The organism is Pseudomonadota bacterium, from assembly GCA_040752895.1.
Taxonomy (GTDB): Bacteria; Pseudomonadota; Alphaproteobacteria.
Genome location: JBFMHN010000004.1, coordinates 26535 through 48367 on the forward strand (window position 1 = coordinate 26535; position 21833 = coordinate 48367).

The 21833-nt window shown below is 64.2% G+C and carries 21 protein-coding genes and 1 tRNA gene; 14 read left to right on the forward strand and 8 right to left on the reverse strand.

Annotated elements, in window-relative coordinates:
* Positions 1-59: 59 nt before the first annotated feature.
* Together AB1781_08115 and AB1781_08120 are read right to left on the reverse strand one after the other, a co-directional pair.
* Positions 60-695 carry a ribonuclease HII gene (locus AB1781_08115; GenBank protein MEW5704531.1) on the reverse strand — a complete coding sequence of 212 codons (636 nt, stop codon included), beginning with the start codon at positions 693-695 and terminating at the stop codon, positions 60-62.
* A gap of 59 nt (positions 696-754) precedes the next feature.
* Complete coding sequence (locus tag AB1781_08120; GenBank protein MEW5704532.1) at positions 755-1831, reverse strand: PA0069 family radical SAM protein; 1077 nt, start codon at positions 1829-1831, stop codon at positions 755-757.
* Between the two features lie 140 nt (positions 1832-1971).
* On the opposite strand from AB1781_08120, the gene AB1781_08125 reads away from it, so the two are divergent.
* Both AB1781_08125 and AB1781_08130 read left to right on the forward strand, forming a co-directional pair.
* A complete protein-coding gene (locus AB1781_08125; protein MEW5704533.1) occupies positions 1972-2676 on the forward strand; it encodes a TIGR04283 family arsenosugar biosynthesis glycosyltransferase in 705 nt (234 codons plus the stop codon).
* Positions 2673-3338: a TIGR04282 family arsenosugar biosynthesis glycosyltransferase gene (locus tag AB1781_08130; GenBank protein ID MEW5704534.1), complete on the forward strand. Its 666-nt coding sequence runs from the start codon at positions 2673-2675 to the stop codon at positions 3336-3338. The genes AB1781_08125 and AB1781_08130 overlap by 4 nt, the downstream gene beginning before the upstream one ends.
* On the opposite strand, the gene moaB is transcribed toward AB1781_08130, so the two are convergent.
* The 3 genes from moaB to AB1781_08145 are packed head-to-tail and all read right to left on the reverse strand — an operon-like array spanning position 3335 to position 6559.
* Positions 3335-3862, reverse strand: coding sequence for a molybdenum cofactor biosynthesis protein B (gene moaB / locus AB1781_08135; protein MEW5704535.1), 528 nt, complete (start codon positions 3860-3862; stop codon positions 3335-3337). The two genes, AB1781_08130 and moaB, sit on opposite strands and share 4 nt — an antisense overlap.
* Positions 3852-5708 carry a lytic transglycosylase domain-containing protein gene (locus AB1781_08140; GenBank protein MEW5704536.1) on the reverse strand — a complete coding sequence of 619 codons (1857 nt, stop codon included), beginning with the start codon at positions 5706-5708 and terminating at the stop codon, positions 3852-3854. Before AB1781_08140 ends, moaB begins: the two co-directional genes overlap by 11 nt.
* Before the next feature lie 47 nt (positions 5709-5755).
* Complete coding sequence (locus AB1781_08145) at positions 5756-6559, reverse strand: uracil-DNA glycosylase (protein MEW5704537.1); 804 nt, start codon at positions 6557-6559, stop codon at positions 5756-5758.
* Positions 6560-6665: 106 nt separating this feature from the next.
* Here AB1781_08145 and AB1781_08150 point away from each other — a divergent pair, with 106 nt between their 5' ends.
* The 3 genes from AB1781_08150 to AB1781_08160 all read left to right on the forward strand — a co-directional run bounded on the left by AB1781_08150 (position 6666) and on the right by AB1781_08160 (position 11132).
* Entirely contained in the window at positions 6666-8312 is a 1647-nt protein-coding gene (locus tag AB1781_08150) for an electron transfer flavoprotein-ubiquinone oxidoreductase (protein MEW5704538.1), read from the forward strand.
* Between the two features lie 168 nt (positions 8313-8480).
* Positions 8481-10238 (forward strand): tetratricopeptide repeat protein, encoded by a 1758-nt coding sequence (locus tag AB1781_08155; GenBank protein ID MEW5704539.1) that lies wholly within the window; start codon positions 8481-8483, stop codon positions 10236-10238.
* A 6-nt stretch (positions 10239-10244) separates the two neighbouring features.
* Entirely contained in the window at positions 10245-11132 is an 888-nt protein-coding gene (locus AB1781_08160; protein ID MEW5704540.1) for a 4-(cytidine 5'-diphospho)-2-C-methyl-D-erythritol kinase, read from the forward strand.
* 19 nt (positions 11133-11151) lie between these two features.
* On the opposite strand, the gene AB1781_08165 is transcribed toward AB1781_08160, so the two are convergent.
* The 3 genes from AB1781_08165 to AB1781_08175 form a co-directional block, all read right to left on the reverse strand.
* Positions 11152-12372: an SEL1-like repeat protein gene (locus tag AB1781_08165; GenBank protein MEW5704541.1), complete on the reverse strand. Its 1221-nt coding sequence runs from the start codon at positions 12370-12372 to the stop codon at positions 11152-11154.
* 75 nt (positions 12373-12447) lie between these two features.
* Positions 12448-12957 (reverse strand): hypothetical protein, encoded by a 510-nt coding sequence (locus tag AB1781_08170; GenBank protein MEW5704542.1) that lies wholly within the window; start codon positions 12955-12957, stop codon positions 12448-12450.
* Between the two features lie 120 nt (positions 12958-13077).
* Positions 13078-13248 carry a hypothetical protein gene (locus AB1781_08175; protein ID MEW5704543.1) on the reverse strand — a complete coding sequence of 57 codons (171 nt, stop codon included), beginning with the start codon at positions 13246-13248 and terminating at the stop codon, positions 13078-13080.
* A gap of 167 nt (positions 13249-13415) precedes the next feature.
* On the opposite strand from AB1781_08175, the gene AB1781_08180 reads away from it, so the two are divergent.
* The 9 genes from AB1781_08180 (at position 13416) to AB1781_08220 (ending at position 21832) form a co-directional block, all read left to right on the forward strand.
* Positions 13416-13489 (forward strand) — tRNA-Gln (locus AB1781_08180).
* Positions 13490-14042: 553 nt separating this feature from the next.
* Positions 14043-14687 (forward strand): MarR family transcriptional regulator, encoded by a 645-nt coding sequence (locus AB1781_08185; GenBank protein ID MEW5704544.1) that lies wholly within the window; start codon positions 14043-14045, stop codon positions 14685-14687.
* Entirely contained in the window at positions 14687-15184 is a 498-nt protein-coding gene (locus AB1781_08190; GenBank protein ID MEW5704545.1) for a transcriptional activator RfaH, read from the forward strand. Before AB1781_08185 ends, AB1781_08190 begins: the two co-directional genes overlap by 1 nt.
* A 127-nt stretch (positions 15185-15311) precedes the next feature.
* Complete coding sequence (gene wecB / locus AB1781_08195; GenBank protein ID MEW5704546.1) at positions 15312-16421, forward strand: UDP-N-acetylglucosamine 2-epimerase (non-hydrolyzing); 1110 nt, start codon at positions 15312-15314, stop codon at positions 16419-16421.
* Positions 16351-17715 (forward strand): glycosyltransferase, encoded by a 1365-nt coding sequence (locus tag AB1781_08200; protein ID MEW5704547.1) that lies wholly within the window; start codon positions 16351-16353, stop codon positions 17713-17715. Before wecB ends, AB1781_08200 begins: the two co-directional genes overlap by 71 nt.
* Positions 17712-18971: a class I SAM-dependent methyltransferase gene (locus AB1781_08205; GenBank protein MEW5704548.1), complete on the forward strand. Its 1260-nt coding sequence runs from the start codon at positions 17712-17714 to the stop codon at positions 18969-18971. The genes AB1781_08200 and AB1781_08205 overlap by 4 nt, the downstream gene beginning before the upstream one ends.
* Before the next feature lies 1 nt (position 18972).
* The gene (locus tag AB1781_08210) at positions 18973-20094 is read left to right on the forward strand and encodes a Gfo/Idh/MocA family oxidoreductase (protein MEW5704549.1); all 1122 of its coding nucleotides are present in this window, start codon (positions 18973-18975) and stop codon (positions 20092-20094) included.
* Positions 20091-20828 carry an NTP transferase domain-containing protein gene (locus tag AB1781_08215; GenBank protein ID MEW5704550.1) on the forward strand — a complete coding sequence of 246 codons (738 nt, stop codon included), beginning with the start codon at positions 20091-20093 and terminating at the stop codon, positions 20826-20828. Before AB1781_08210 ends, AB1781_08215 begins: the two co-directional genes overlap by 4 nt.
* A 2-nt stretch (positions 20829-20830) precedes the next feature.
* A complete protein-coding gene (locus AB1781_08220) occupies positions 20831-21832 on the forward strand; it encodes a Gfo/Idh/MocA family oxidoreductase (GenBank protein MEW5704551.1) in 1002 nt (333 codons plus the stop codon).
* Position 21833: the final 1 nt, after the last annotated feature.

Here is a 21833-nt window from a genome sequence, read left to right on the forward strand (position 1 = left end):
CCGGACTGGCATACGGGCCGCTTGTTGATCAACCTGGCCAAAATGCGAATCTTCTATTTCTAGGTATTTGCCAAACTACCCTGTGGGATTGCGCGACTCAAGATACGGGGAATGGGTTGGAAATGCCGCCGGTGGTGAAGGGTCGCGCCGTGGGTCCAAAGTGCCGCCCGGTGCTCGGCCGTGCCGTAGCCCGCGTTCCGCTCCCAGCCATAGGCCGGGTGGCGCTTGCCAAGTGCGGCCATCAGCCGGTCGCGCGTCACCTTGGCCAGGATCGAGGCGGCGGCGATTGAAAGGCTGAGGTTGTCTCCCCCGACGACGGTGCGAACCGGACAGGGAAGGGAAGGGGCGACGTTGCCATCCACCAGGGCAAGTGCGGGCGTGGTTCCAAGCGCCGCCACGGCGCGCGCCATCGCAAGCAAGCTCGCCTGCAAGATGTTGAGGCGGTCGATTTCGTGAACGCTCGCTGCGCCGATGCCGATGCGGCCCAGGGGAAGGATCGCCCGGAACAGCCGTTCGCGTTTCCCCGGCGTGAGAAGTTTCGAATCCCGCACCGTTGCGCCAAGGTCCTTCGGAAAAGTGAACGGATCGAGGATGACGGCGGCGGCGACGACCGGTCCGACCAGCGCGCCCCGGCCCACTTCGTCGATCCCGGCGACCGGACCTTGGGCTTCCATTTCGAGGGAAAAATCCGGCACGTCCCTGCTCTTTCGCGGAAATCGTTTTGGGGGATTCTACTCCGGAACCCATTTCCCTTCTACCCGAACAGGTTGAGTTGATCGCCGGCCGCGGGTGGCGGACGGAAGTGGTCGCGATCCAGCCCTTGCGTTTTTTCGTTCAGGCCGAGCCGCCGGCAGGCGAGGTGGAACCGCTTTTCAAGCAACTCGGCGTAGGGGCCGGCGCCCCGTCGGCGCAGGAAGAAACGGGAATCGTAATCCTTGCCGCCCCGCGCCCCTTGCACGAGGTGCATCACGTGGCGCGCCTTGCCGGGCGCGTTGGTCTCTAGCCATTCGCGGAAAAGAGGCGCTACTTCGCGCGGCAGGCGGATCAGGGTGTAGCCGGCTTCCCTGGCCCCGGCCTCGGCGGCCTTCTCCAGAATCGCCTCCATCTCCGAATCGGTGAGGAAGGGGATAAGCGGTGCCGTCATGACGCCGACCGGGACGTTGGCGCGGGCAAGCTCGCCGATCGTGGCCAACCGGCGGTCGGGCCTCGCCGCCCGCGGCTCCAGCGTGCGGGCGATCTCGGGCTTGAGGCTCGTCACCGAGACGAACACCTTGACCAGGTTGCGTTCCGCCAGCGCCCGCAAAATATCGAGATCGCGCAGGACGAGCGCCGATTTCGTCACCAAAGTGACCGGGTGGGAGAAGGCCAAGAGCGTCTTAAGGATCGCCCGCGTGATCGCATAGGTCCGCTCTACCGGCTGGTAGCAATCCGTGTTGGTGCCGAGCGCGATCGGCGCGCAGCGGTAGCCGGGCTTGCGAAGTTCGGCCGCGAGCAGTTCCGCCGCGTCGGGCTTGGCAAACAGGCGGCTTTCGAAATCGAGACCGGGCGAGAGACCTAGATAGGCGTGGGTGGGGCGGGCGAAGCAATAGACGCAGCCATGCTCGCAGCCGCGGTAAGGGTTGATCGAGCGGTCGAAGGGAATATCCGGCGAATCATTCCGCGTGAGGATCGTGCGCGTCGTGTCCACCGCGACGGTCGTGCGAAGGGGGGGGTCCGCTTCCGCCGTCCAGCCGTCGGCGACCGCGATCCGCGCCTGCGCGTCGAAACGGGGGCGCGGGTTGCTGACGGCGCCGCGGCCTTTCCTGGGCTGGGGTGACAGGGCGTCAACCATGCCGGAAGGCTAGGCGGAGAATAAGAACAAATCAAGAACATTTAACGCCGCCCGCCGCCCGCTTGGGCGGCGTGGCAGCCGTTAGCTTCTGTGCTAAACAGGCCGCAATCCATCGCCTTTGGAAGAAGTTTCGCAAACCTATGCCGAACGGTCCTTTGCTTAGCGTCCTGCTGCCGACCCGCAACGCCGCCAAGACGCTGGCTGCGACGCTGCCCAAGCTGGCGCCGATCCGCGAAGCCTTTCCTTGCGAGGTGATCGTGGCCGACGGTGGCTCGACGGATGACACGGTCGCGGTGGCGGAAAGCTTCGGCGCAAAGGTGGTGCGGCTTCCCCCCGGCATGCCGCCGGGTCGCGGCCAGCAGCTTCGCAACGCCGCCCTTGCGGCGCGTGGGGAATGGCTTTTCTTCCTGCACGCGGACAGTCAGCCGGGGACGGGTTGGAGCGAAGTAGTACGGAAGTTTACCGCAGAGCCTGAGAATTACCACGTTGCCGCCGTCTTTCGCCTGGCGCTCGACAGCGAGCGTAAGGCCGCGCGGCGGATCGAGCGGCTTGTCGCCTGGCGCTGCCGGGTGTTCGGCCTGCCTTATGGCGATCAGGGGCTCCTTCTCTCGCGCGCCCTTTACGACGCGGTCGGCGGCTTTGCGCCGATCCCAATCATGGAAGACGTCGAGATCGTGCGCCGGCTGGGTAAGGACCGGCTTGCCTTTCTCGACGCGCCGCTTGTCACCTCGGCGGAACGCTACGAGAAGGGGGGCTACTGGCGAAGGCCGTTTCGGAATCTCGTTTGCCTTGCGCTCTATTTCCTTGGCGCCTCGCCTGCGCGCCTTCGCCGCTTCTACGGATGAAACGTCACCCGTCCGGGAAGCCTCCGCCCAAGAAACGCCGCCGTGAATTCGCGCGTCACCTGGTTCTTTTTACGCGCGCCCCGCGCCTGGGTCGGGTAAAGCGAAGACTTGCCGCCTCGCTCGGCGCCATAGCCGCCCTTCGCTTCCACCGGGCGGCGATGGCGACCGCGCTCGCGCGCTTCGGGCGGCACCCTTCCTTCCGTCTCTGGCTTGCGGTCACGCCGGATGACGCCGGCGGCATCGCCAGCGCCTGGCCTCGGGCGAAAGGGGTGGCGCGCCTTCGGCAAGGACCGGGCGATCTTGGCCGGCGCATGGGGCGCGTCGTTCGGGTCTTGCCGCCGGGGCCGGTCGTCATCGTCGGTTCCGACATCCCGGAGGCGCGGGTGGGGGATGTCCGGGACGCCTTTCGCGCGCTAACCCGGTTCGATGCCGTCTTCGGTGCGGCCGGGGATGGCGGCTATTGGCTGGTCGGCTTCCGGCGCGTCGTCCTTCCCTTCCGCCCTTTCCGAAACGTCCGCTGGTCCTCCGCTCACGCGCTGCAAGATACGCTTCGCAACCTGGGGCCTTGTTCCCGCGTGGCCAGGGTTGCAACGCGCGAGGACGTGGACGATGAAAGAAGTTTCCGCCGCTGGCGCGAGCGGGAAAAAAGGAAGCAGCCTTAGCGTTCCTTCAGGCGGGGCATGAGCTCGACGAAATTGCAGGGACGGAAGCGGCTGTCGAGTTGCCAGCGCAGGATGCCGTCCCAGCCGTCCTTGCAGGCCCCCGGCGAGCCGGGCAGCGCAAAGAGGAAGGTGCCGTTCGCAAGGCCCGCGGTCGCTCGCGACTGAATCGTCGAGGTGCCGATCTTCTCGTAGCTCAGCCTGCGGAAAAGTTCGCCGAAACCCTCGATCTCCTTCTCATAGACCGCGCGAAAGGCTTCCGGCGTCGTGTCGCGCCCGGTGAGGCCGGTGCCGCCGGTGGCGATGACGACGTCCACGTCCACGTCCGCGACCCATTCGCGAAGCTTAGCCGTGATGGCGGGCGCGTCGTCCCGCACGATGGCCCGCCCAGCCAGATGGTGGCCCGCCTCCTTCACGCGCTCGACCAGCACGGCGCCGGATTTGTCGTCCGCCGCGCTTCGCGTATCAGAGACGGTGAGGATCGCGATGCGAACGGGAAGAAAAGGCCGGGACTCGTCAATCGCCATATTTGGCAACCTCCGTTTCTTCCTTGAAGGCGCGGCCTTCCTGCAAGGGATTGGAGGCGACGTAAATCGGCCATTCCCCGCCGAGCAGCGCGTCCAACGTCGGGGTCGGTTTCCCCAGCCGTTCCTGGTAGATCCAGAGGTTCCGAAAGACGCGCTTCACGAAGATGCGCGTTTCGTTCGCAGGGATGCTCTCGAGGAAAAGAAGGGCGTCGTTGTCGTAAGACAGATTGCGCTGCCATCTTGCGACCCGGTTCTCGCCCGCGTTGTAGGCCGCCGTCAGCAGAAAGAGGTTGCCCCCCACCTTCGCGTGCCGGAGAAGGCGCAGGATGTATTTCTGGGCGATCGAAAGGTTGAGCTCCGGCTCGAAAAGCTGGGCGCGCTGCGTCCCGCGGAACGGCTGGCCGTCCACCATGAGGTTCGCCGTCTGCGGCAGCAATTGCATGAGCCCATGGGCGCCAGCCGGGCTTTTTGCCCGCACGTTGAACGTCGATTCCTGATGCATGATGGCATAGAGAAGGGCGCGATCGACGAGGAAACCTTCGGTCGGCACCCATGGCGGGATCGGGTAGGTGCCCCCGAGACGCTCCGCGTTGTTGCCGAACAGCCCCGCGAGGCGAACGGAAAGAGACGGAAGCTGGAAGTGCGTCGCCAGGGCGAACACGGGCTCCGCCAGTTCGGGTTCGGCGGCAACGCCGCGTAGTTCCCGCTCCGCCCGGTAGGACTGGTCCACTTCGAGCAGGGCAAGCGCGCGCGCCCCGCGCGCCGTCGCCGCGATGCGGCGGACGTCTTCCTCGCTTAGGCTGGGCAAGTTCCACGTGTAGTTCGCCTTCCGCCCGAGCGCCCGGCGGGCCAGGATGCCGTAGAAGGTCTGCGGGTATTCCGCCGCCAGTTCAAGCCAGTGGCTGACGTTCTGCGGCCGGCGGTTGACCAATGCGTTGCGCGCCGCCCAATAGGCGCCAGCCGCTTTCCAGGCGGCGGCGGCCCCTTCCAGCTCGGCCAGCGCCTCGAAATGGGCGCCCGCCGCGTCCGGCCGCTTGAGCCGCCAGGCGGCCAGGCCGGCCATCCAATGTGCCTTCGGTACCGCCCTACCCGAACGCGCCGCGCTTGCAAAGGCTAGAGTGTAAGCTTCTTCGTCCTCGCCCTTGCCGAAATAGCCGGCGGCGACATCGGCCTTAAGACCGTCATAGGCGGCCGTTCCCACGTGCCGGCTGGCGGCCTTATCCAGAAGGGCCCGCTCGGCGCGTTCGGGTTTCCCCTTGCGCAGATGGTTGCGGACCGTTGCCTGAAGCTTGTGCAACGCCTGCCGGGCTTCCGGCGAAGCGGGTCGCAGCATCGCCGCCGCCTCGGCCACCCGCTCGAGACCGGTGATGTAGGTGCCGACGGGCGGCCTCGGCGGGCGGGCATCCCGCGGCTTCCGGTGAAGGGCAAGCCGATAGATGCGCGCGGCGTCCGGATGATCGGCGTAGGTGTCCATCCACCCTTGCAGTTCTCGGTAGTTCGAGCGGTAGGCCGTCGGATGAAGGTAGCGTTGGGCCAGGAGGTGCCCGACCAGGAGCCGGTTTTGGATCTGCCGGATGCGGCGATCGGCGGCCGGCCATTTCCCGTCTTCCTGAAGGGCGAAGGCTTCCCGGTAAAGTTCGCGGTCGTGGTCCGTAAGGACAGGCGGAACCAGGTTTTCCAAGGGGGCGGTCAAAAATTGACCGGTGTCCGTTTCGGAAGGGATGGCCAAAGCCTTTCCCGCCCCGGCCAGGATGAGGGCAAGCAGAAAACCGGCAAGAAGGCAGGTAATTCTTTCCGCCGACGCGGGTTCTCTCTTTGTTTTTGGCAGGGCCGACCGGGGGAACATATGGCCTCCCTTAACGAAATCGCGTGGCGTCGGCAAGGGCGCGGTCCCTAACGGCTTGCCTTGAGTTTCGCCTGGACGGCGAGAAGGTCGGCCCAAACGGCGCGCTTCTGAATCGGCGTGCGCAGAAGGTAGGCGGGGTGGAAGGTCGCGATCGCCGGAATGGGACGGCTCATGCCGACGCTTTCATAGTCGTGCCAGGTGCCCCGCAGCTTCATGATCCCCTCGTTCCGTGCCAACAGGGTTTTTGCCGCCACCCCGCCGAGGAGAACGAGGATTTCGGGGTCAACCAGTTCGATGTGCCGCTCGACGAAGGGCAGACAGGCCGAAATCTCCGGGGGCGTCGGTTGCCGGTTGCCGGGCGGGCGCCAAAAAAGGACGTTCGAGATATAGACGGAGGTTCGATCCAGCCCGATCGCCGCCAGCATCCGGTCAAGCAACTTGCCGCTGGCCCCCACGAAGGGAAGGCCAAGCCGGTCTTCTTCGGCGCCGGGCGCTTCGCCGATCAGCATAACCTTCGCGGTCGGGTTGCCGTCCGCGAAAACGAGATTTGCCGTCTCCTTGAGCGCGCAGCCGTTGAAAAGCAGCAACGCCTCGCGAAGCTCGGCCAGGTTTTTTGCCGCGTCGGCCAGGCTTCGCGCGCTCGACGTTTCGAAGGCGAGGGCGAGAGGCGTTCTTGGTTTTTGCGCCGGTCCGTGCGCGGGCGGTGCTTGCGGCTCCGACGTCTGCCCGGGCGCCTCGACCTCGACCGCGCGTTCCGCATAGCGGTTGTGCGGCCTCTCGCCGATCGCCTCGTCGGCGCCCGCTTCGATCAGCCACTGAAGGTGGGAAAGACAAGCCTGCATGGTGGCCATCCGGTCAGTCTAGCACGCACCCGCATGAGGCGCATCCCATGCTAGACTAAAGGTTCCCAATTGTTTAAGGCCGCAAAGCGGATTGAACGGAAAAGGCGGGGAAGCGATGGAACGGGAATCGATGGCTTATGACGTCGTCGTTGTCGGCGGCGGGCCGGCCGGTCTCGCGGCGGCGATCCGGCTGAAGCAGTTGGCGGGCGAAGCGGGGGCGGAGCTTGGCGTCTGCGTGATTGAGAAGGGCTCGGAGATCGGCGCCCATATCCTTTCCGGCGCCGTGCTGGAGCCGCGCGCGCTCGATGAGCTTTTGCCGGACTGGAAGGAGAGGGGGGCCCCGGTTCGTACCGCCGTCGCGGAAGAAAAATTCCTCTTCCTTTCCGAAAAGGGCGGCCTTGCCTTTCCGACTTTCCTGCTGCCGTCGGCCATGCACAATCGCGGCAACTACGTCATCAGTCTTGGCAATCTCTGCCGGTGGCTAGGACAGCAGGCGGAAGCGCTTGGCGTCGAAATCTATCCGGGCTTCGCCGCGGCGGAAGTGCTCTACGACCAAGACGGCGGCGTGCGGGGCGTCGCCACCGGCGACATGGGCGTGGGCCGCGACGGCGAAAAACTTGCCACCTATCAGCCGGGGATCGAACTGCATGCGAAATACACATTCTTCGCGGAAGGCTGCCGGGGCAGCCTCGGCAAGGGGCTGGGTGCGCGTTTCGGCTTAAGCGCGGGCGCCGAGCCCCAGACCTATGGCCTTGGCATCAAGGAACTTTGGGAAGTCGAGGCGGGCAAGCACCGGCCGGGCACGGTGCTGCACACGGCGGGCTGGCCTCTCACCAGTGACGTTTATGGCGGGGCGTTCCTCTACCATCTCGAGGATCGCCAGGTCGCGGTCGGCTTCGTCGTCGGGCTGGATTACGCGAACCCTTACCTCAGCCCTTACGACGAATTTCAGCGCTTCAAGCAACACCCGCAAATCCGCCCCCTCTTCGAGGGCGGGAAACGCGTTGCTTACGGCGCGCGCGCGCTGAACGAGGGTGGCCTGCAGGCGCTTCCCAAACTCGTCTTCCCCGGCGGCGTTCTCATCGGCTGCGAGGCGGGCACGCTGAACGTGCCGAAGATCAAGGGCACCCACACGGCGATGAAGTCCGGCATGCTGGCGGCGGAAGCGGCGTTCGCGGCCATCCGCGCCGGGCGCCAAGGCGACACGCTGGCGGCCTATGCGGAGGCCTTCCGCAATTCCTGGGCCCATGACGAACTGCACCGGGCGCGGAACGTGCGGCCTTCCTTTCACTGGGGCCTGTGGGCCGGCACGCTTTACACCGGCATCGACCAGTTGCTTTTCCGGGGCCGGGCGCCCTGGACGCTCCGCCACGGGCGCGCCGATCACGCGCGCCTGCGCACGAAGACCCAAGCCCGGCCCATCGCCTATCCGAAACCGGATGGCGTCGTCAGCTTCGACAAGATGTCTTCCGTTTTTCTTTCGAATACGAATCACGAGGAGAACCAGCCAAGCCATCTCGTGCTGAAGGACCCGAAGACGGCGATCGCCGTCAATCTGGAGCGTTTCGATTCGCCGGAGTCGCGCTATTGCCCGGCCGGCGTCTACGAGATTGTCCGGGACGACGCCGGCGCCAACCCCAAGCTTCAGATCAACGCCCAGAATTGCGTCCACTGCAAGACCTGCGACATCAAGGACCCGACCCAGAACATCCAATGGGTGGTGCCGGAAGGCGGCGGCGGGCCGAACTACCCGAATATGTGAAAAAAGGCCCTTGGTAGAGGCCGGTTATTACCCCATATGCCGTGTGAAAAAGCGCCCCCGCGGCTTGCGGGGCGGGCGGAAAACCCCTAGTTTTAGCAAAGCGTTGCCTGCCTTGGGCGGGCTTTTCCTAAAGCGACGTAAGCGAATTTACACAAAGGAATAGCGTCGGTGCTGGCGTTCTTTCCCAAGAATCGTTTCCAGAATCCAAGCGGCCTGCGCCGCCGATGCGGTGTTTTGTCGCTCGGCCTCGGGCTGGTTCTGCTCGTTGCGGCCTGCGACGATGGCCGGAAGAAAGAAACCGCCGCGCCGCAGACTTCCGCTCAGGCCGAACTCGAGGGCGGTTTCGCCGGCCGTTACCTCGCCGGCCGTCACGCCGCCATTACCCGGGATTTCACCGCCGCCGCCGACTTCATGGCCGCCGCCCTGGCTTACGACCCGGAGAACGCCGACCTTCTGCGCCGCACCTTCTACCTGATGGCCGACGAAGGGCGGTTCGAGGAGGCCGATAGGCTTGCCGAGCGCGTCCTCGTCATCGAGCCGGAGGATCCCATCGCGGGTTTCTACCGAATGGCCCGCAGCTTCCGGGCCGGCAACCCCGCCACCGCCCTCGACGATCTGGAGAAGATGCCGCGGCGGGGCTTGAACGCCTACCTCCAGCCGCTTTTTTCGGGGTGGATACACTTCGCCCTAGGCGACGGGGAAAAGGCCGTCGAGGCGCTTGGCCGGCTTGCGCGGGCGGAGGATTTCCAGACGATCTACCACTACCACCTGGCCTTGCTTTACGACCTTGAAGGCAAGGACGACGTGGCGGAAGACAATTACAAATTGGCTCTTGATGACCACCCGCCTTCCTTGCGCGGCATCGAGGCGCTTGGAAATTTTTACGAACGCCATAACCGGCGGGAAGAAGCGCACAAGCTTTACGGTGAATACGTTTCCGATGACAGTCCCTCGCTTCTCCTGATTGAGCGGCAGGAACGCTTGGCCGGGGGCAAGCCGCCGGCCCGCCTTATCGGATCGCCCGCCGAAGGGCTGGCGGAGGCCTTCTTCAATCTTGCCGGGCTTCTTCAGCAACAAGGCGCGCATGAATTCGCGCTGGTTGCGGCCCGTTTGGCGATGGACCTGCGCGCCGATTTTTATGATGTCCATATGCTGGTGGCGGAGATTTACGAGGCACAGGAACGCTACCGCGCGGCCATCCACTTGAGCGAACAGATCCCGTCGGAAACGGCGTGGGGCTGGCTTGCCCAGCTTCGCACCGCGCGAAACTATGACCTCCTCAACGAGGAGAAGAAAGCGATTCTTCTGCTGAAGGACATGGCGAAGAAACGGCCGGAAAGGATTGACGCGCCGATCGAGCTTGGCACGCTTTTGCGCATGCGCGAGCAGTATGGGGAGGCGATCGTCGCCTACGACGAGGCGATAAAACGAATCAAAAAAGTCGCGCCGCGTCACTGGACGATTTTCTATGCGCGCGGCATCGCGTTCGAGCAGTCCGGCAAGTGGGAAAAGGCGGAGGCGGACCTGCTGCGCGCGCTACAGCTTCAGCCCGATCAGCCTTACGTGCTGAACTATCTGGGTTATTCCTGGCTGGAGCACGGCCAGCAACTGGACCGGGCGCGGCGCTATATCGAACGCGCCGTCGAGCTGCGGCCAGACGACGGCTACATCGTGGACAGTCTTGGTTGGGCTCTCTACCGCACCGGGGCGTACGAAGAGGCGCTTCCCCATCTTGAACGCGCCGTCGAGCTGCGGCCCAACGACCCGATCATCAACGACCATTTGGGCGACGTCTATTGGCAGGTCGGCCGGCGGTACGAGGCCCGCTTCCAGTGGAAGCGCGCGCTGACCTTCAACGCCGATCCGAAGCTGGGCGAAAACATTCAGACAAAACTGGAAAGCGGACTTCCGGAAAAAGACGGTTGAGGAACGGTGACGGCAAGCGGTGCTCCCGGTGAATTCTGGCTTTCGGCGCCGGCCAAGCTGAACCTCTACCTCCACGTGCTGGGGGAGCGGGACGACGGCTATCACCTCCTCAACAGCCTGGTTGCCTTCGCCGGCCTCCGGGATGAACTCGTCTTCCGGCCCGACGACACCTTAAGCCTTTCGATTCGGGGCCCGTTTGCCCCGGCGCTGGAGGAGGTCCCGCTTGAGGAAAACCTCGTGCTGCGGGCGGCGCGCCGGCTGGCGGAAGCCATCGGCGTGCGCCAGGGGGCGGCGATCACGCTGGTCAAGAACCTGCCCGTCGCCGGCGGCATCGGCGGCGGCTCGGCCGACGCGGCGGCGACACTTCGCGGGCTTATCCGCCTGTGGGGGGTCGCGTGGGAGCCGGGCCTGCTTGGCGCGCTTGGCCTCGCGCTTGGCGCGGACGTGCCGGTTTGCCTTGCCGGACAGGCGGCCTTCCTGGGCGGCATCGGCGAGGAATTGACGCCGGCTGGAAAACTGCCGGAGGCGGGCCTCGTGCTCGTCAATCCCGGTGTTGCCCTTTCGACCGCCGCCGTCTTCCGGGCGCATGGGAAGGCGGTTTCCGAGGCCGCGCCCATCCGATCTCTTCCTGGCGATGCGGAGGGCCTGGCCGAATTTTTGAAGGCTAGGCGCAACGACCTGACGGAGGCCGCGCTTCGCCAGGCACCCGTCGTCGGGGAAGCGCTGGAGGAAATCGCCGGGACGGCCGGTTGCCTGCTTGCCCGCATGTCGGGCAGCGGGGCGACCTGCTTCGGGCTTTACCGCGATCTTGCCGCCGCCAAGGCGGCAGCCGCCGCGCTTCGCCGCCGGCCTTCCGGCTGGTGGATCGCGGCGACAACTTTTCTTGCCGGTTGAGGCGGCGTGGGAGAGCGCGTCAGTCGGCGGGACGACCCGCCGACTGGGAGACCGAACGGAGTTCCTCGAGTAGCGCCTTCGAAGCCTTGCCGTCGGTCGGCAAATTCCCGAACGCCTGGTAAAGCCGGATCGCGGCTTCCGTTTTCTCCGTCACGACGCCGTCCGCCGGTCCCGGCTCGAAGCCAAGCCCGACCAGCAAACGCTCAAGCGTTTCGATTTCGCCCTGGGTAAGGGCTTCCTCCGGTTTTGTTTCGTCGAGGACGACAATCTGTACGTCGCCTTCGGTTTCTTCCTGAGGGCTTGCCGCGCCTTCGGCGCTCATCCGCCAGCGGCGCGCCGCCTCGGTATCCTGTGCCACCCCTGCGCCCGCCTCGTAAAGGTCGGCCAAACGGTACATGGCCGCGACGTGGCCCTGTTCGGCGGCTTGGCGAAAGTAAGCCGCCGCCTTTTGGGCGTCCTTACCGACGCCGGCGCCCTCGGCATAGGCGATGGCGGATCGGAACTGGGCCTCCCGATGGCCCTGCTCGGCGGCGCTTTGGAACCAGAAGAAGGCTTCGATGAGGCTCTGCGTCACCGCGCGGCCTTGTTCGTAAAGCAGGCCTAGCCGGTACTGGGCTTCGGGGTGGCCGTGGAGAGCCGCTTTCTCGAACCATTCGGCCGCGGCTTGATCGTTCTTCGGGACCCATTCGCCGAGCGCGTAGCGCTGGGCAAGGTCGAACTGGGCTTCCCGGTCGCCGGCCTGGGCGGCGGCGCGGATCCGCTCGAGCGAAGCAGCGGAAAGATCCGCGGGATGACCGGCGGCCGTTTGGAGGCTGCCCGCGTTGGGGGAGGGCGCACCGTTCTCACCCACCCAGAGAAGCCCGAAGCCAGCCACCGCAAAAATCAGGACGACGAGAGAACTCGCCGCGAGCCAGCGAAGCTGCCGTTGCAGACGGGAAGACGGCGGCGCATAGCCTTTATAGCCGATAGCCGGTGTTTCCGTTTCCGTCGCCGTTTCGGGCAGCCGTTCGAGCTCGGGCACCGTCTCCGTTTGTTTCGCGCGCCCGCTTTCGCCAATACCTCGCGCGCGTCGCAGGATTACCGCCTCGACCCATTGCTCGACCGGGATGCCGGCCTGGCGGGCGGCTTCCGTGGCAGCCTTTCGCGCTTCCGGGCGTACGCCTTTCGGCTGCCAAGCGGCTTGCGTCGTCATGTCATCGGCCCGAAGCTTTCCCGGTTCTTCGTTATCTCGCGCGTCCATACAGTCTATCTATCTATCTATCTATCTATCACAGCTTTGGCCGGGCGGAACGGTTTGACCTTGCGGAGGGAATGGTCAGGGCAGATTGAACAGGCGGGCGAGCCGGCCGCGATGGGGGCGGCGTCTCTCTTGAGCGGTGGGTTCCGGCCCTTCCATTTTTTCCATCCGTTCCGTCAACCGCTGCAAGGCGCGCTCCATCGGTCCGGTGGCAATGCCGGTTTTCTCGCTCACCTCATGGAGGTGAGCGGCAAGCTCTTCGACCTTCTTGGCGATCGGTGCGACTGTTTCCTGGGTAGCCTGCTCGATGTGCTCGACCCGCTGGATGAGGTGCTGGATGCTTTTGAGGATTGCCTCTTCCGTCAACGCCGGCGGCGAGGGGCCTGCAAAATCGCCTTCGCCGCCGCTTGCCGTCCATTCGGCGGGCGTCTTCTGGCCGCCGCGTTTCAATTCGTTGGCGGCGGCGGCAAGGATCGTGCGGGTAAGCCAACCGCCCAGTGTCATGCCAGTCTTGCGTGCCGCCATCTTGGCGGCCTCGCGCGCTTCCGGCTCGATCCCCTTGATGCTCCAGGGGGCGTGGGAAGCCATACCGTCTATCCTTTCGGTTGCCCTTCAGATTCCAGGTAGTACCACCGAGAATCCATTGAAAACATGGATAATGCTATGGAGTTGGCCTGCTTAAGTCAAGAAAGGTAGGGCCATATTCGGCTAGTCGGGCGCGGTCCCGGCGGACGCCTTTTTTTCCTCGGCGGCCTCAAGGGCGGCCTCGAGAATGATGCGGCTCAGCCACTCGCCCACGGCAAGCTTCTCGCGCCGCGCCGCCTGTTTTGCCGCTTCCCGTGCTTCTCCGGATATGTTTTCGAGCTTCCAGCCGGTCATCTTCCCCTCTTCTGTTCCGGCCGGGATAGTACCTTCGGCCATCTCAATGGGACAAGGGGTAGCGCCAGCCCGTTCAAGGTAGTTGAGGGAAATTTCCCCCTTCTTCGTTACCCGACGGCTCTCTCTTGCAGGGGGGCGGGCTTTCCGCCTACTTTCTGCCCGCGCGATGGGGCGTGGCCAAGTGGTAAGGCAACGGGTTTTGATCCCGTGATCGCAGGTTCGAATCCTGCCGCCCCAACCAAGCGGTCCCGATTGCTACCTCGCCTTTACCCAATTTCAGCCACGGGCGCGCCGCCACTGCCGCCGCGATGCCCTGGGATGAGCCCGAACGATTCGCTCTCGCTCCGACCGGTCAAACGCCGGAACGAAACGGCGGCCGGATTGTGGGAGCTGGAATCACGGTCCATGGGCCGGCACGTAACCGGCAGAGAATAAATATCGGTCGTCGGGGCCTGAATGGTCCGCGCCATCGGCGTGCCATGGCGACGCATGAACGAGACCGCGGCATCGAAAGAATTCCAAATGATCCGTAAGGCGCCGGCGGCGACATCGGGTGGGATAAGCGCCGCCGCTTGGGTTTGGGCATACCCCCGGCCGGCCGGCTTTCCAGCGGAGGCCCCCCGAGACTCCCCGGCAGGCCAAGGCGGAGGATAGGCTAACAATTTGATTTAAAATCATAAATCTAGAAAAACTGCCCAGGCCGTATCGTTCACATTGTGAATTTCAAACCTTGACCATGCCCGCGGCGGGTGATATTCAAATTCTGAATTTCACACCATGAATGAGAGCGCCCCATGACCGGCAAGCCGAAGGCGCACGCCGAGCTCGACTTTCTAGCCGCGATCGAACGGGGCGAGATCGTCACCCAGATGACGTTGCGGCGGCAGATCGGGGTGTCCGTCGGCATGGTCAATGCGCTGGTAAAGCGGGCCGTTGGCAAAGGCTATGCGAAGGTGAGCCAGGCGCCCTACAAGCGCTATGCTTACTACCTCACGCCGCGGGGGTTTACCGAAAAGAGCCGGCTGGTTGCGGAATATCTGGAAACTTCGCTCGATTTCTTTCGCGCTGCCCGCAGCGAGTATGCCGAAATCTTCGTACGCACCCAGCATATGGGCGTGAACAGAATTGCCTTGGCGGGCTGCGGCGAGCTCACGGAGATCGCGGTGCTGGCCGCCCTCGGCGAAGGCGTCTCGATCGATGCCATTCTTGAGCCCGAGGCGAACGAGGCCGAACGGTATGGTGTCAGGATTATCCGAGACCTGTCCGAGGCGCCCGCCATCGACGTGGTGATCATCACCGAGACGAAAGCGCCACAGGCCGCCTACGAACAGATGTGCGCGGCTTTTGGCGCGGCGCGGGTCTTTGCGCCGCCGCTGCTGCGCATCACGCCGAACCGGCGAGAGCTGATTGCCAGGGCGGGGCAGGAGGAGAACGCCTGATGCGCTGGTACGTGGTCTGTTGCCAGGCTCGGCAGGAAGCGCGCGCCGATCTCAACCTGCGCCGCCAGGGTTTCGAGTCTTGGCTGCCCCGCTTGCGGTGGACGCGGCGCCATGCGCGGCGTGTCGATAACGTGCTCGTGCCATTGTTTCCCGGCTATTTGTTCGTGCGCTTGGGTCTGGACGTTCATCTGTGGCGTTCGATCAACGGCACGTTTGGCGTGCGCCGCCTCCTCTGCGAGAACGAGCGGCCGGCGCCGGTCGCCGCAGGGTTTGTCGAGACTCTGCGGGAAACCGTAGACGAAGAGGGCCTGGTCGTCGCACCGCAAGACGCCTTCAAGTGCGGCGATCCCGTGCGCCTGATCGCGGGGCCGTTTGCCGACATGGTTGGTACGCTCGCGCGCTTGACCGACAAGGACCGGGTCGCGGTGCTGCTGAATGTGCTGGGGCGTGAGGTCCAGGCGATAGTTTCGCGCCGCGTACTGATACCGGCCGGCTGAGCCAAGTCTGACCGACCGACCGCGCCGCAAGCGCGGCGCGCTTTGAACGGTACCGTCTGGGTGACACCGCTTTCACCCAAACGGCGGTAGCGTGCCACAAAACCCACTTTTCATACGCATATCCGACATGGCTGCTCCCCTCAAGGTTCACCTGATCGCAGGGGCGAGACCGAATTTCATGAAGGTCGCGCCGCTGTGGCACGCGCTCGCGCGCACGACCTGGTGCGCGCCCGCGCTGGTACACACCGGGCAGCACTACGATGACGCGCTCTCCGGCCGCTTGCTGGAGGAACTTGGGCTTCCGCACCCGCACCACGCGCTTGGCGTGGGCAGCGGAAGCCATGCGGAGCAGACGGCCAAAGTCATGATCGGCTACGAACGCGTGCTTGAGGAGGCGCCGGCTGATTTGGCGGTGGTGGTCGGGGATGTCAATTCGACGCTGGCGGCGGCGTTGGTGGCGGTCAAACGTGGCGTAGCGGTCGCGCACCTGGAGGCCGGGTTGCGCAGCGGCGACCGCGCCATGCCCGAGGAGATCAACCGCATCGTAACCGATTCGGTGGCGGATATTCTGTGGACGCCGTCGCCGGACGGCGATGAAAATCTCGTCCGCGAAGGGGTGTCAAAGACGCGCATTACCCGCGTCGGCAACATCATGATCGATGCCTTCGAGTTGATGCGCCCGCGCATCGCCGCCGATGAAACGGTGCGCCATTTGCGCCTTGCCGAGGGGCGATACGGCGTTGTCACGCTGCACCGGCCCTCGAATGTCGATGACGTGGCGCAGTTGACTGCCATCGTCGATGCGTTGTGCCGGATAGCGCAAGAATTGCCTCTCGTATTTCCGGCGCACCCCCGCACCCGCGCGCAACTCGCTCAGGCGAAACTCGACGATCGGTTGGTGGGCGGCGGGGTAACGCTCATCGACCCGCTCGGCTATGTCGGTTTCATGCGGCTTGTGACAGGGAGCCGCATTGTGGTGACGGATTCCGGCGGTGTGCAGGAAGAGACATCGTATTTGGGCATACCCTGCCTCACTCTGCGCGCCACCACAGAACGCCCGATCACGGTAACGCATGGCACGAATCGGTTGGTAGCCGCCGATACCTTGCTTGCGGCGATGGCGTCCGCCGCACCACGCCGCCGGCCTTCCGCGATTCCGCTCTGGGATGGCGCAACCGCTTCGCGCGTGGTCGCCGACATCGCGCATCGCTTTGCCGTCGGGCGTCATGCCGCCTGACAGCGCTGTCTTGGACCTTGTCTCCGCGCGGGCCGATTACGCCGTGGCGATTGTGGTGCAGGGTGTCCCGCACCCCAGCGAAGGGGCGAGCGCCGTCCTGTTTTTCCAGTATGCCAAGGCGATTGCCGATGCGGGCTACCGTGTCATGACCATAGTTCTTGCGCCGCAAGGCGCCGAAACCACACGTCAGCTATCGCGCTATGAAGACGCAATAAACCATGCCTCGCACGTGGTCCGCCAAATCCCGATTCGGGGCGCGGTGGTTCGCCCCAGCCGTTTCGGCTTGCAGGTCGATGGGGCGGCGATTGCCGGTGTCGGCCGGGTATGGGACGACGTTGCGCCGGACGCCATCGTTGCCTTCGATGTCGGCCCGGCGCGGTGTGCGGCCGGCGTCTCTGGCGGCAAGCGGATCGCCTGGCTCGGCGATCTCGGGTTCGAGTCGAACTGGTACCACTATCTCTATGGCTTCAAGGAGGACTGGATGTTGCTGCGGCGTCTGCCCTACGCCCTGGCGCAGACGGCGGCGTGGAAGCGGTTTTATCGCACGGCGCTTTCCGGGTTCGATCGCCTTATCGTGGCCTCCAAGTCGTCGGAGCGTCCGCTTGGGCGCTTAGGCCTTGCCGCGCATTTCGCACCCTATCCCTGGCCGGAAGCCAAGGGCCGTATCGCCGGTCCGCGCCGTGGCCCCAAAGAGAAGCCCCGGTTCTTGTTCTATGGGCATCTCTCCGGGCTTGGCTCCCGCTCGGCGCTGCATTTCCTTTGCGACCGCCTCTATCCGGAACTTGTGGCGGCGTGGGGCGAGGACGGGTTCGAGATCGTCATCGGCGGGCGGGAGCCGCCGCCGGCGTTTTTTGCGGCCAAGATCGATCGCCTTCCAGCGCTTTCTTGCGTCGGTTTTATCGAGGATTTGGATGCGATGATGACCACGGTTCACGCGGTGATCGCGCCGCTTGATGTGCCGGTCGGCAACCGCAGCCGCCTGTTGACCGCCATGGCGAAGGGCGCATTGATCGTCGCGCATGAAAATGCGGCGCTTGGCAATCCGATGCTGGTCGCAGGGCAGACGGCGCTGCTGGCGCGCGATGCGGCCGGGTTTGCGCGGCACATGCGTTTGGCGGCGCAGGATCCGGACGCTTGTGCGGCCATTATTGATCGGGCAGAAAAGGCGTATCTTGAACACTATGCGCCGGCGGCGGCGGCGCGCGCTCTTGTGCAAGCCATTGACGAAGAGTTGAAGATCGCCCTCACCCCCAAGACGGCGACCGCCAAAACGGTCCAGGGAAAAACGGAATGACGACACATCACGACTTGCCGTTGGGCAAAATTGACCATTGCCAGGTCTGCGGGGGCCGCAATCTGCACGATGTGCTGGATCTCGGGCATCATCCGCCGTGCGACAGTTTGCTCTGGCCGCGTCAATTGGACGAGGCCGAGAAAACCTATCCGTTGCGATTCCAGGTCTGTCGGGATTGCTCGCTCGGGCAAATCGACTATGTCGTATCGCCCGAGGTGCTATTCTTCCCGGACTACCCGTACCGGAGCGGCATTACCGCGACACTCGTTGAAAAGCTCAGCAAGACCGCCGTATCGACTCTTGCGCGCTTTCCGCTGCCCGAAGGCAGCCTGGCCATGGATATTGGCTCCAACGACGGCACGGTGTTGATGGCGTTCAAGGAGCGCGGCATGCGCGTGCTTGGGGTGGAGGCAACCAACATCGCCAAGATCGCCAATGAAAGCGGCATCGAAACCCTGCAGGCGTTCTTCGACGAAAGGCTCGCCGACCGGATCGTTGCGAGTCATGGCCAGGCTGGCTTCATAACCGCGACCAACGTGTTCGCGCACGTCGCGGGACTGGGGGGCATCCTGCGTGGGGTCTCCAAGCTGTTGCAGGATGGCGGGGTGTTTGTGACCGAGTCCCACTATCTGCTCGATCTTCTCGCGACCACGCAGTACGACTCGATCTATCACGAGCACCTTCGCTACTACACGCTGAAGTCGCTCATTCGGCTTTTCGATCAGTACGATTTCACCGTCACGGATGTCGAGCGTATCGACAACTATGGCGGATCGGTCCGGGTGTTCGCCTGCAAGGGAAAGGGCCTTCCGGTTTCGCGCGCGGTCACGGATTTGTTGGCCGAAGAAGAAGGGGCGGGGCTCTATGGGACCGAAGTGTATGACCGTTTCGCCGAACAAACCCGCAAGGCGCGGCGCGATCTCCTGGCCCTTGTCATCGGCGCGAAGGCGGCGGGCAAGTCGGTTGTCGGGATCGGCTGCCCCGGCCGTTGCAGCACGCTTCTCAACTACACCGGCCTTGATCCGGACCTGATGCCCTACATCGCGGAGCAGCCCACGTCGCTAAAGCTTGGCCTGTTTCTGCCCGGCAAGCACATCCCCATCGTTGATGAGAAACGCATGTTCAAGGAGCAGCCGGACTACGCGATCATGTTGTCCTGGCACTATGCCGAGCCGATTATCCGCAAGCTCCGCGAAAAGGGGCTGAAGTCGACGATCGTCGTGCCGCTTCCCGATGTGCGCGTGTTTGAGGGCTGAAGTGGGCCATCTCGACGGCACCGCCAAAGGCCAGTTGCGGATCGGTGTCATTGGCATGGGTTTTGGGGCGGGCGTTCACCTTCCGGCGCTCGGCACGCTCGCCAACGTCGTGGTTTCGGGAGTGGCCGACGCCGGCTCGGGGCGGGCCCGGATCGCGGCCGCGAAGTACGCGCCTCGGGCGCGTGTGTTCGATAACGGGCACGCCCTTGCGGAATGGCCGGGAATCGACGCCGTCAGTATCGCGGTGCCGCCCCGCCAGCAAGCCGCGATCGTGCGGACCGCGATCGATGCGGGCAAACATATACTTTGCGAGAAACCCTTCGGCGCCGGCCTTGATGAGATCACAGGGCTTGCCGCGGACGCCATGGGCAAGGGGCTGGTGACGGCGATCGGTTACGAATTTCGCTATGACACGGCCATCGCCGCGCTTTGCAAAGCGGTGCGGGAGGGACGCATCGGGCCAGTCCGGCGGATTGCCGTGACCTGGCTGACGGGGGGTGGGCTCGACCCGAATCGCCCGTGGTCGTGGCGGCACGACGCGGGGGCATGTGGCGGCGTTCTCCTCGATTGGTGCAGCCACGTGATCGACTACGCCTTTTTGATCGCCGGCGCCGACGTGACGGAAATCTCGGCGCGGACGTCGATCACGGTACTTAAGCGGCCGGACGGCCGCGGCGGCGTGGCGGATGTCACGGCACCCGATAGCTGCGAGATCGCGTGCCTGTTTGCTAACGGCGTCGTCGGACGGTACACGGTGTCCAATGTGCAGGCGGCCGGCATCGGCCATAAAATCGAGGTCTATGGCGACAGCGGGCGGATCGTTTTTCACCATGCCCCGCCGTTCACCTCGCGCAGCAAGACGCTGACGCTATACGATTCGAACGATGAGGGGCTCGTGGTGCCGATTGCGGAAACCGGCGCCGCCGACGGCGAGGATGGCAACGGGGACGACCGCGTTGCCGCGTTTCGCGAACTGGCGCAGGATTTTTCCGCGGTCGCGCAAGGCAGCACCACCGCCGGCCGGTTCCCCGATTTTGCAGCCGGCGAGAGGGTTTGGCGGGTGCTGGAAGCGGCGCGAAACTCGGCCGCTCAAGGTTCGGCCATGCGAGTTCAAGCGGCGTGACCGTCGTTCAACCCGGCAAACCGACTGGAAAGCGCGCCCGGATTTTCGCGATAGTTCAAGCGCGCATGTCCTCAAGCAGGCTTCCCGGGAAAGTGCTGAAGTTGGTTTGCGGAAGACCCATGCTTTCCTATCTGCTGGACCGATTGAAACAATGCGGGGAACTGGACGGCGTGATTCTCGCAACGTCCGACCAGGCGGCCGATGATCCGATCGCGGACTTTGCGGAGAAGGCTGGTATCGGCTGCTACCGAGGGAGCCTTGAAGACGTGGCCGGTCGTCTAGTGGCGGCCGCAGACATGGTTGCGGCCGAAGCTCTTGTCCGCGTCAGCGGCGACAGCCCGCTTTTGGATAGCGCATTGGTCGATAGGCTTGTGGCGATGTTTCGGAAAAAGGATTCAGTCGATCTCGTGACAAATGTGCAGAAACGAACTTTTCCGAAGGGGCAATCGGTCGAAGTCCTGGCGTTGGAAAGTTTGCGACGGGTTCATCGATCGGAGTTGAGCCGTAGTGAGCGAGAGCACGTCACATCTCACTTCTACCGGCATCCCGATCGGTTCCGCATCGTCAACGTGGAACACGAAGCGCCGCTCGGGTCGCTTCAGCTTTCCATCGACACGGCAAGTGACCTCGACCGCTTCGAGGCCTTGCTGGGTGTTCTCGGAGAGCCTGTGCAGGAGCATGGGTTGGGCGCCGTGGTGGCCGCGGCGCTTCGGTTGGAGGCCGTGCGGGTTTGACGGTGACAAAAGTCAAGGCGGGAATCATCGGGCTTGGCGTCGGCGAAAAGCATATCGACGGGTATCGTGCGAGCGACGCGGCCGAGGTGATCGCCCTTTGTGACAGCGACCCCGCGAAGCGCGATATGGCAAAGAAAAAATATCCGGATTGCCGTGTGTATGACAACGCAGAAGCCCTCATAGATGACCCCGATGTCACCGTGGTTTCCGTTGCCAGTTACGATCACCAACACGCCGCCCAGGTGGTGCGGGCCTTGGACTGTGGGAAGCACGTATTCTCGGAAAAGCCACTGTGCACCAGCGAAGAGGACTATGTTTCCATCCGCCGGGCGCTGGTGCGCAACCCGGGTCGAAGGCTCTCGACCAATACGGTTCTGCGAATGAGCGAGCGTTTTCGTGACGTCCATGCGCGTATTCGCGCAGGCGACCTTGGTCAACTGTACTGCGTCGAGGCGGACTACAATTATGGCCGGCTGCACAAGGTCCTGGATGGTTGGCGGGGCGATATTGCGGACTACTCCGTCATGCTTGGCGGCGGCGTTCACATGGTGGATCTGCTGCTGTGGCTGACGGGAAGTGGCATCGTCGAAGTTAGTGCGGTCGGCAACAAGATATGCAGCGCCGGCGCGAAATTCACGACCCCCGACATGGTGGTTGCGTGGCTAAAGTTTGGTAACGGCGCGATCGGAAAAGTCGGCGTCAATTTCGGCTGCGTGCAGCCCCATTTCCACCGTGTTTTACTCTATGGCACAAAGGCGACGTTCGAGAATGCGCTCCCGTCGGCGTTACTCTACCGCTCGCGTGATGCGAGTATGCCGCCGGAGAAGATCGAGTCCGCTTACCCGGGGGTCGACAAGGGCGATTTGCTGCCAAGCTTTGTCGATGCCATTCTCGGCCGTGGCCTGGCCCTGGTGGAAGAAGCCGATGTTTTTGCAGCAATGTCAGCCTGTCTAGCGATCGAAAGATCCCTGCGGACCGGCAAACCGGAACACGTGCGTAACTGAA

Bases quoted from the DNA above. Each gene is read 5' to 3' on its own strand.
- AB1781_08140 (MEW5704536.1), bottom strand. From the start codon at position 5,708: ATGTTCCCCCGGTCGGCCCTGCCAAAAACAAAGAGAGAACCCGCGTCG.
- AB1781_08185 (MEW5704544.1), top strand. From the start codon at position 14,043: ATGACCGGCAAGCCGAAGGCGCACGCCGAGCTCGACTTTCTAGCCGCG.
- AB1781_08150 (MEW5704538.1), top strand. From the start codon at position 6,666: ATGGAACGGGAATCGATGGCTTATGACGTCGTCGTTGTCGGCGGCGGG.
- moaB (MEW5704535.1), bottom strand. From the start codon at position 3,862: ATGGCGATTGACGAGTCCCGGCCTTTTCTTCCCGTTCGCATCGCGATC.
- wecB (MEW5704546.1), top strand. From the start codon at position 15,312: ATGGCTGCTCCCCTCAAGGTTCACCTGATCGCAGGGGCGAGACCGAAT.
- AB1781_08205 (MEW5704548.1), top strand. From the start codon at position 17,712: ATGACGACACATCACGACTTGCCGTTGGGCAAAATTGACCATTGCCAG.
- AB1781_08130 (MEW5704534.1), top strand. From the start codon at position 2,673: ATGAAACGTCACCCGTCCGGGAAGCCTCCGCCCAAGAAACGCCGCCGT.
- AB1781_08190 (MEW5704545.1), top strand. From the start codon at position 14,687: ATGCGCTGGTACGTGGTCTGTTGCCAGGCTCGGCAGGAAGCGCGCGCC.
- AB1781_08145 (MEW5704537.1), bottom strand. From the start codon at position 6,559: ATGGCCACCATGCAGGCTTGTCTTTCCCACCTTCAGTGGCTGATCGAA.
- AB1781_08175 (MEW5704543.1), bottom strand. From the start codon at position 13,248: ATGACCGGCTGGAAGCTCGAAAACATATCCGGAGAAGCACGGGAAGCG.
- AB1781_08125 (MEW5704533.1), top strand. From the start codon at position 1,972: ATGCCGAACGGTCCTTTGCTTAGCGTCCTGCTGCCGACCCGCAACGCC.
- AB1781_08165 (MEW5704541.1), bottom strand. From the start codon at position 12,372: ATGGACGCGCGAGATAACGAAGAACCGGGAAAGCTTCGGGCCGATGAC.
- AB1781_08170 (MEW5704542.1), bottom strand. From the start codon at position 12,957: ATGGCTTCCCACGCCCCCTGGAGCATCAAGGGGATCGAGCCGGAAGCG.
- AB1781_08200 (MEW5704547.1), top strand. From the start codon at position 16,351: ATGGCGCAACCGCTTCGCGCGTGGTCGCCGACATCGCGCATCGCTTTG.
- AB1781_08120 (MEW5704532.1), bottom strand. From the start codon at position 1,831: ATGGTTGACGCCCTGTCACCCCAGCCCAGGAAAGGCCGCGGCGCCGTC.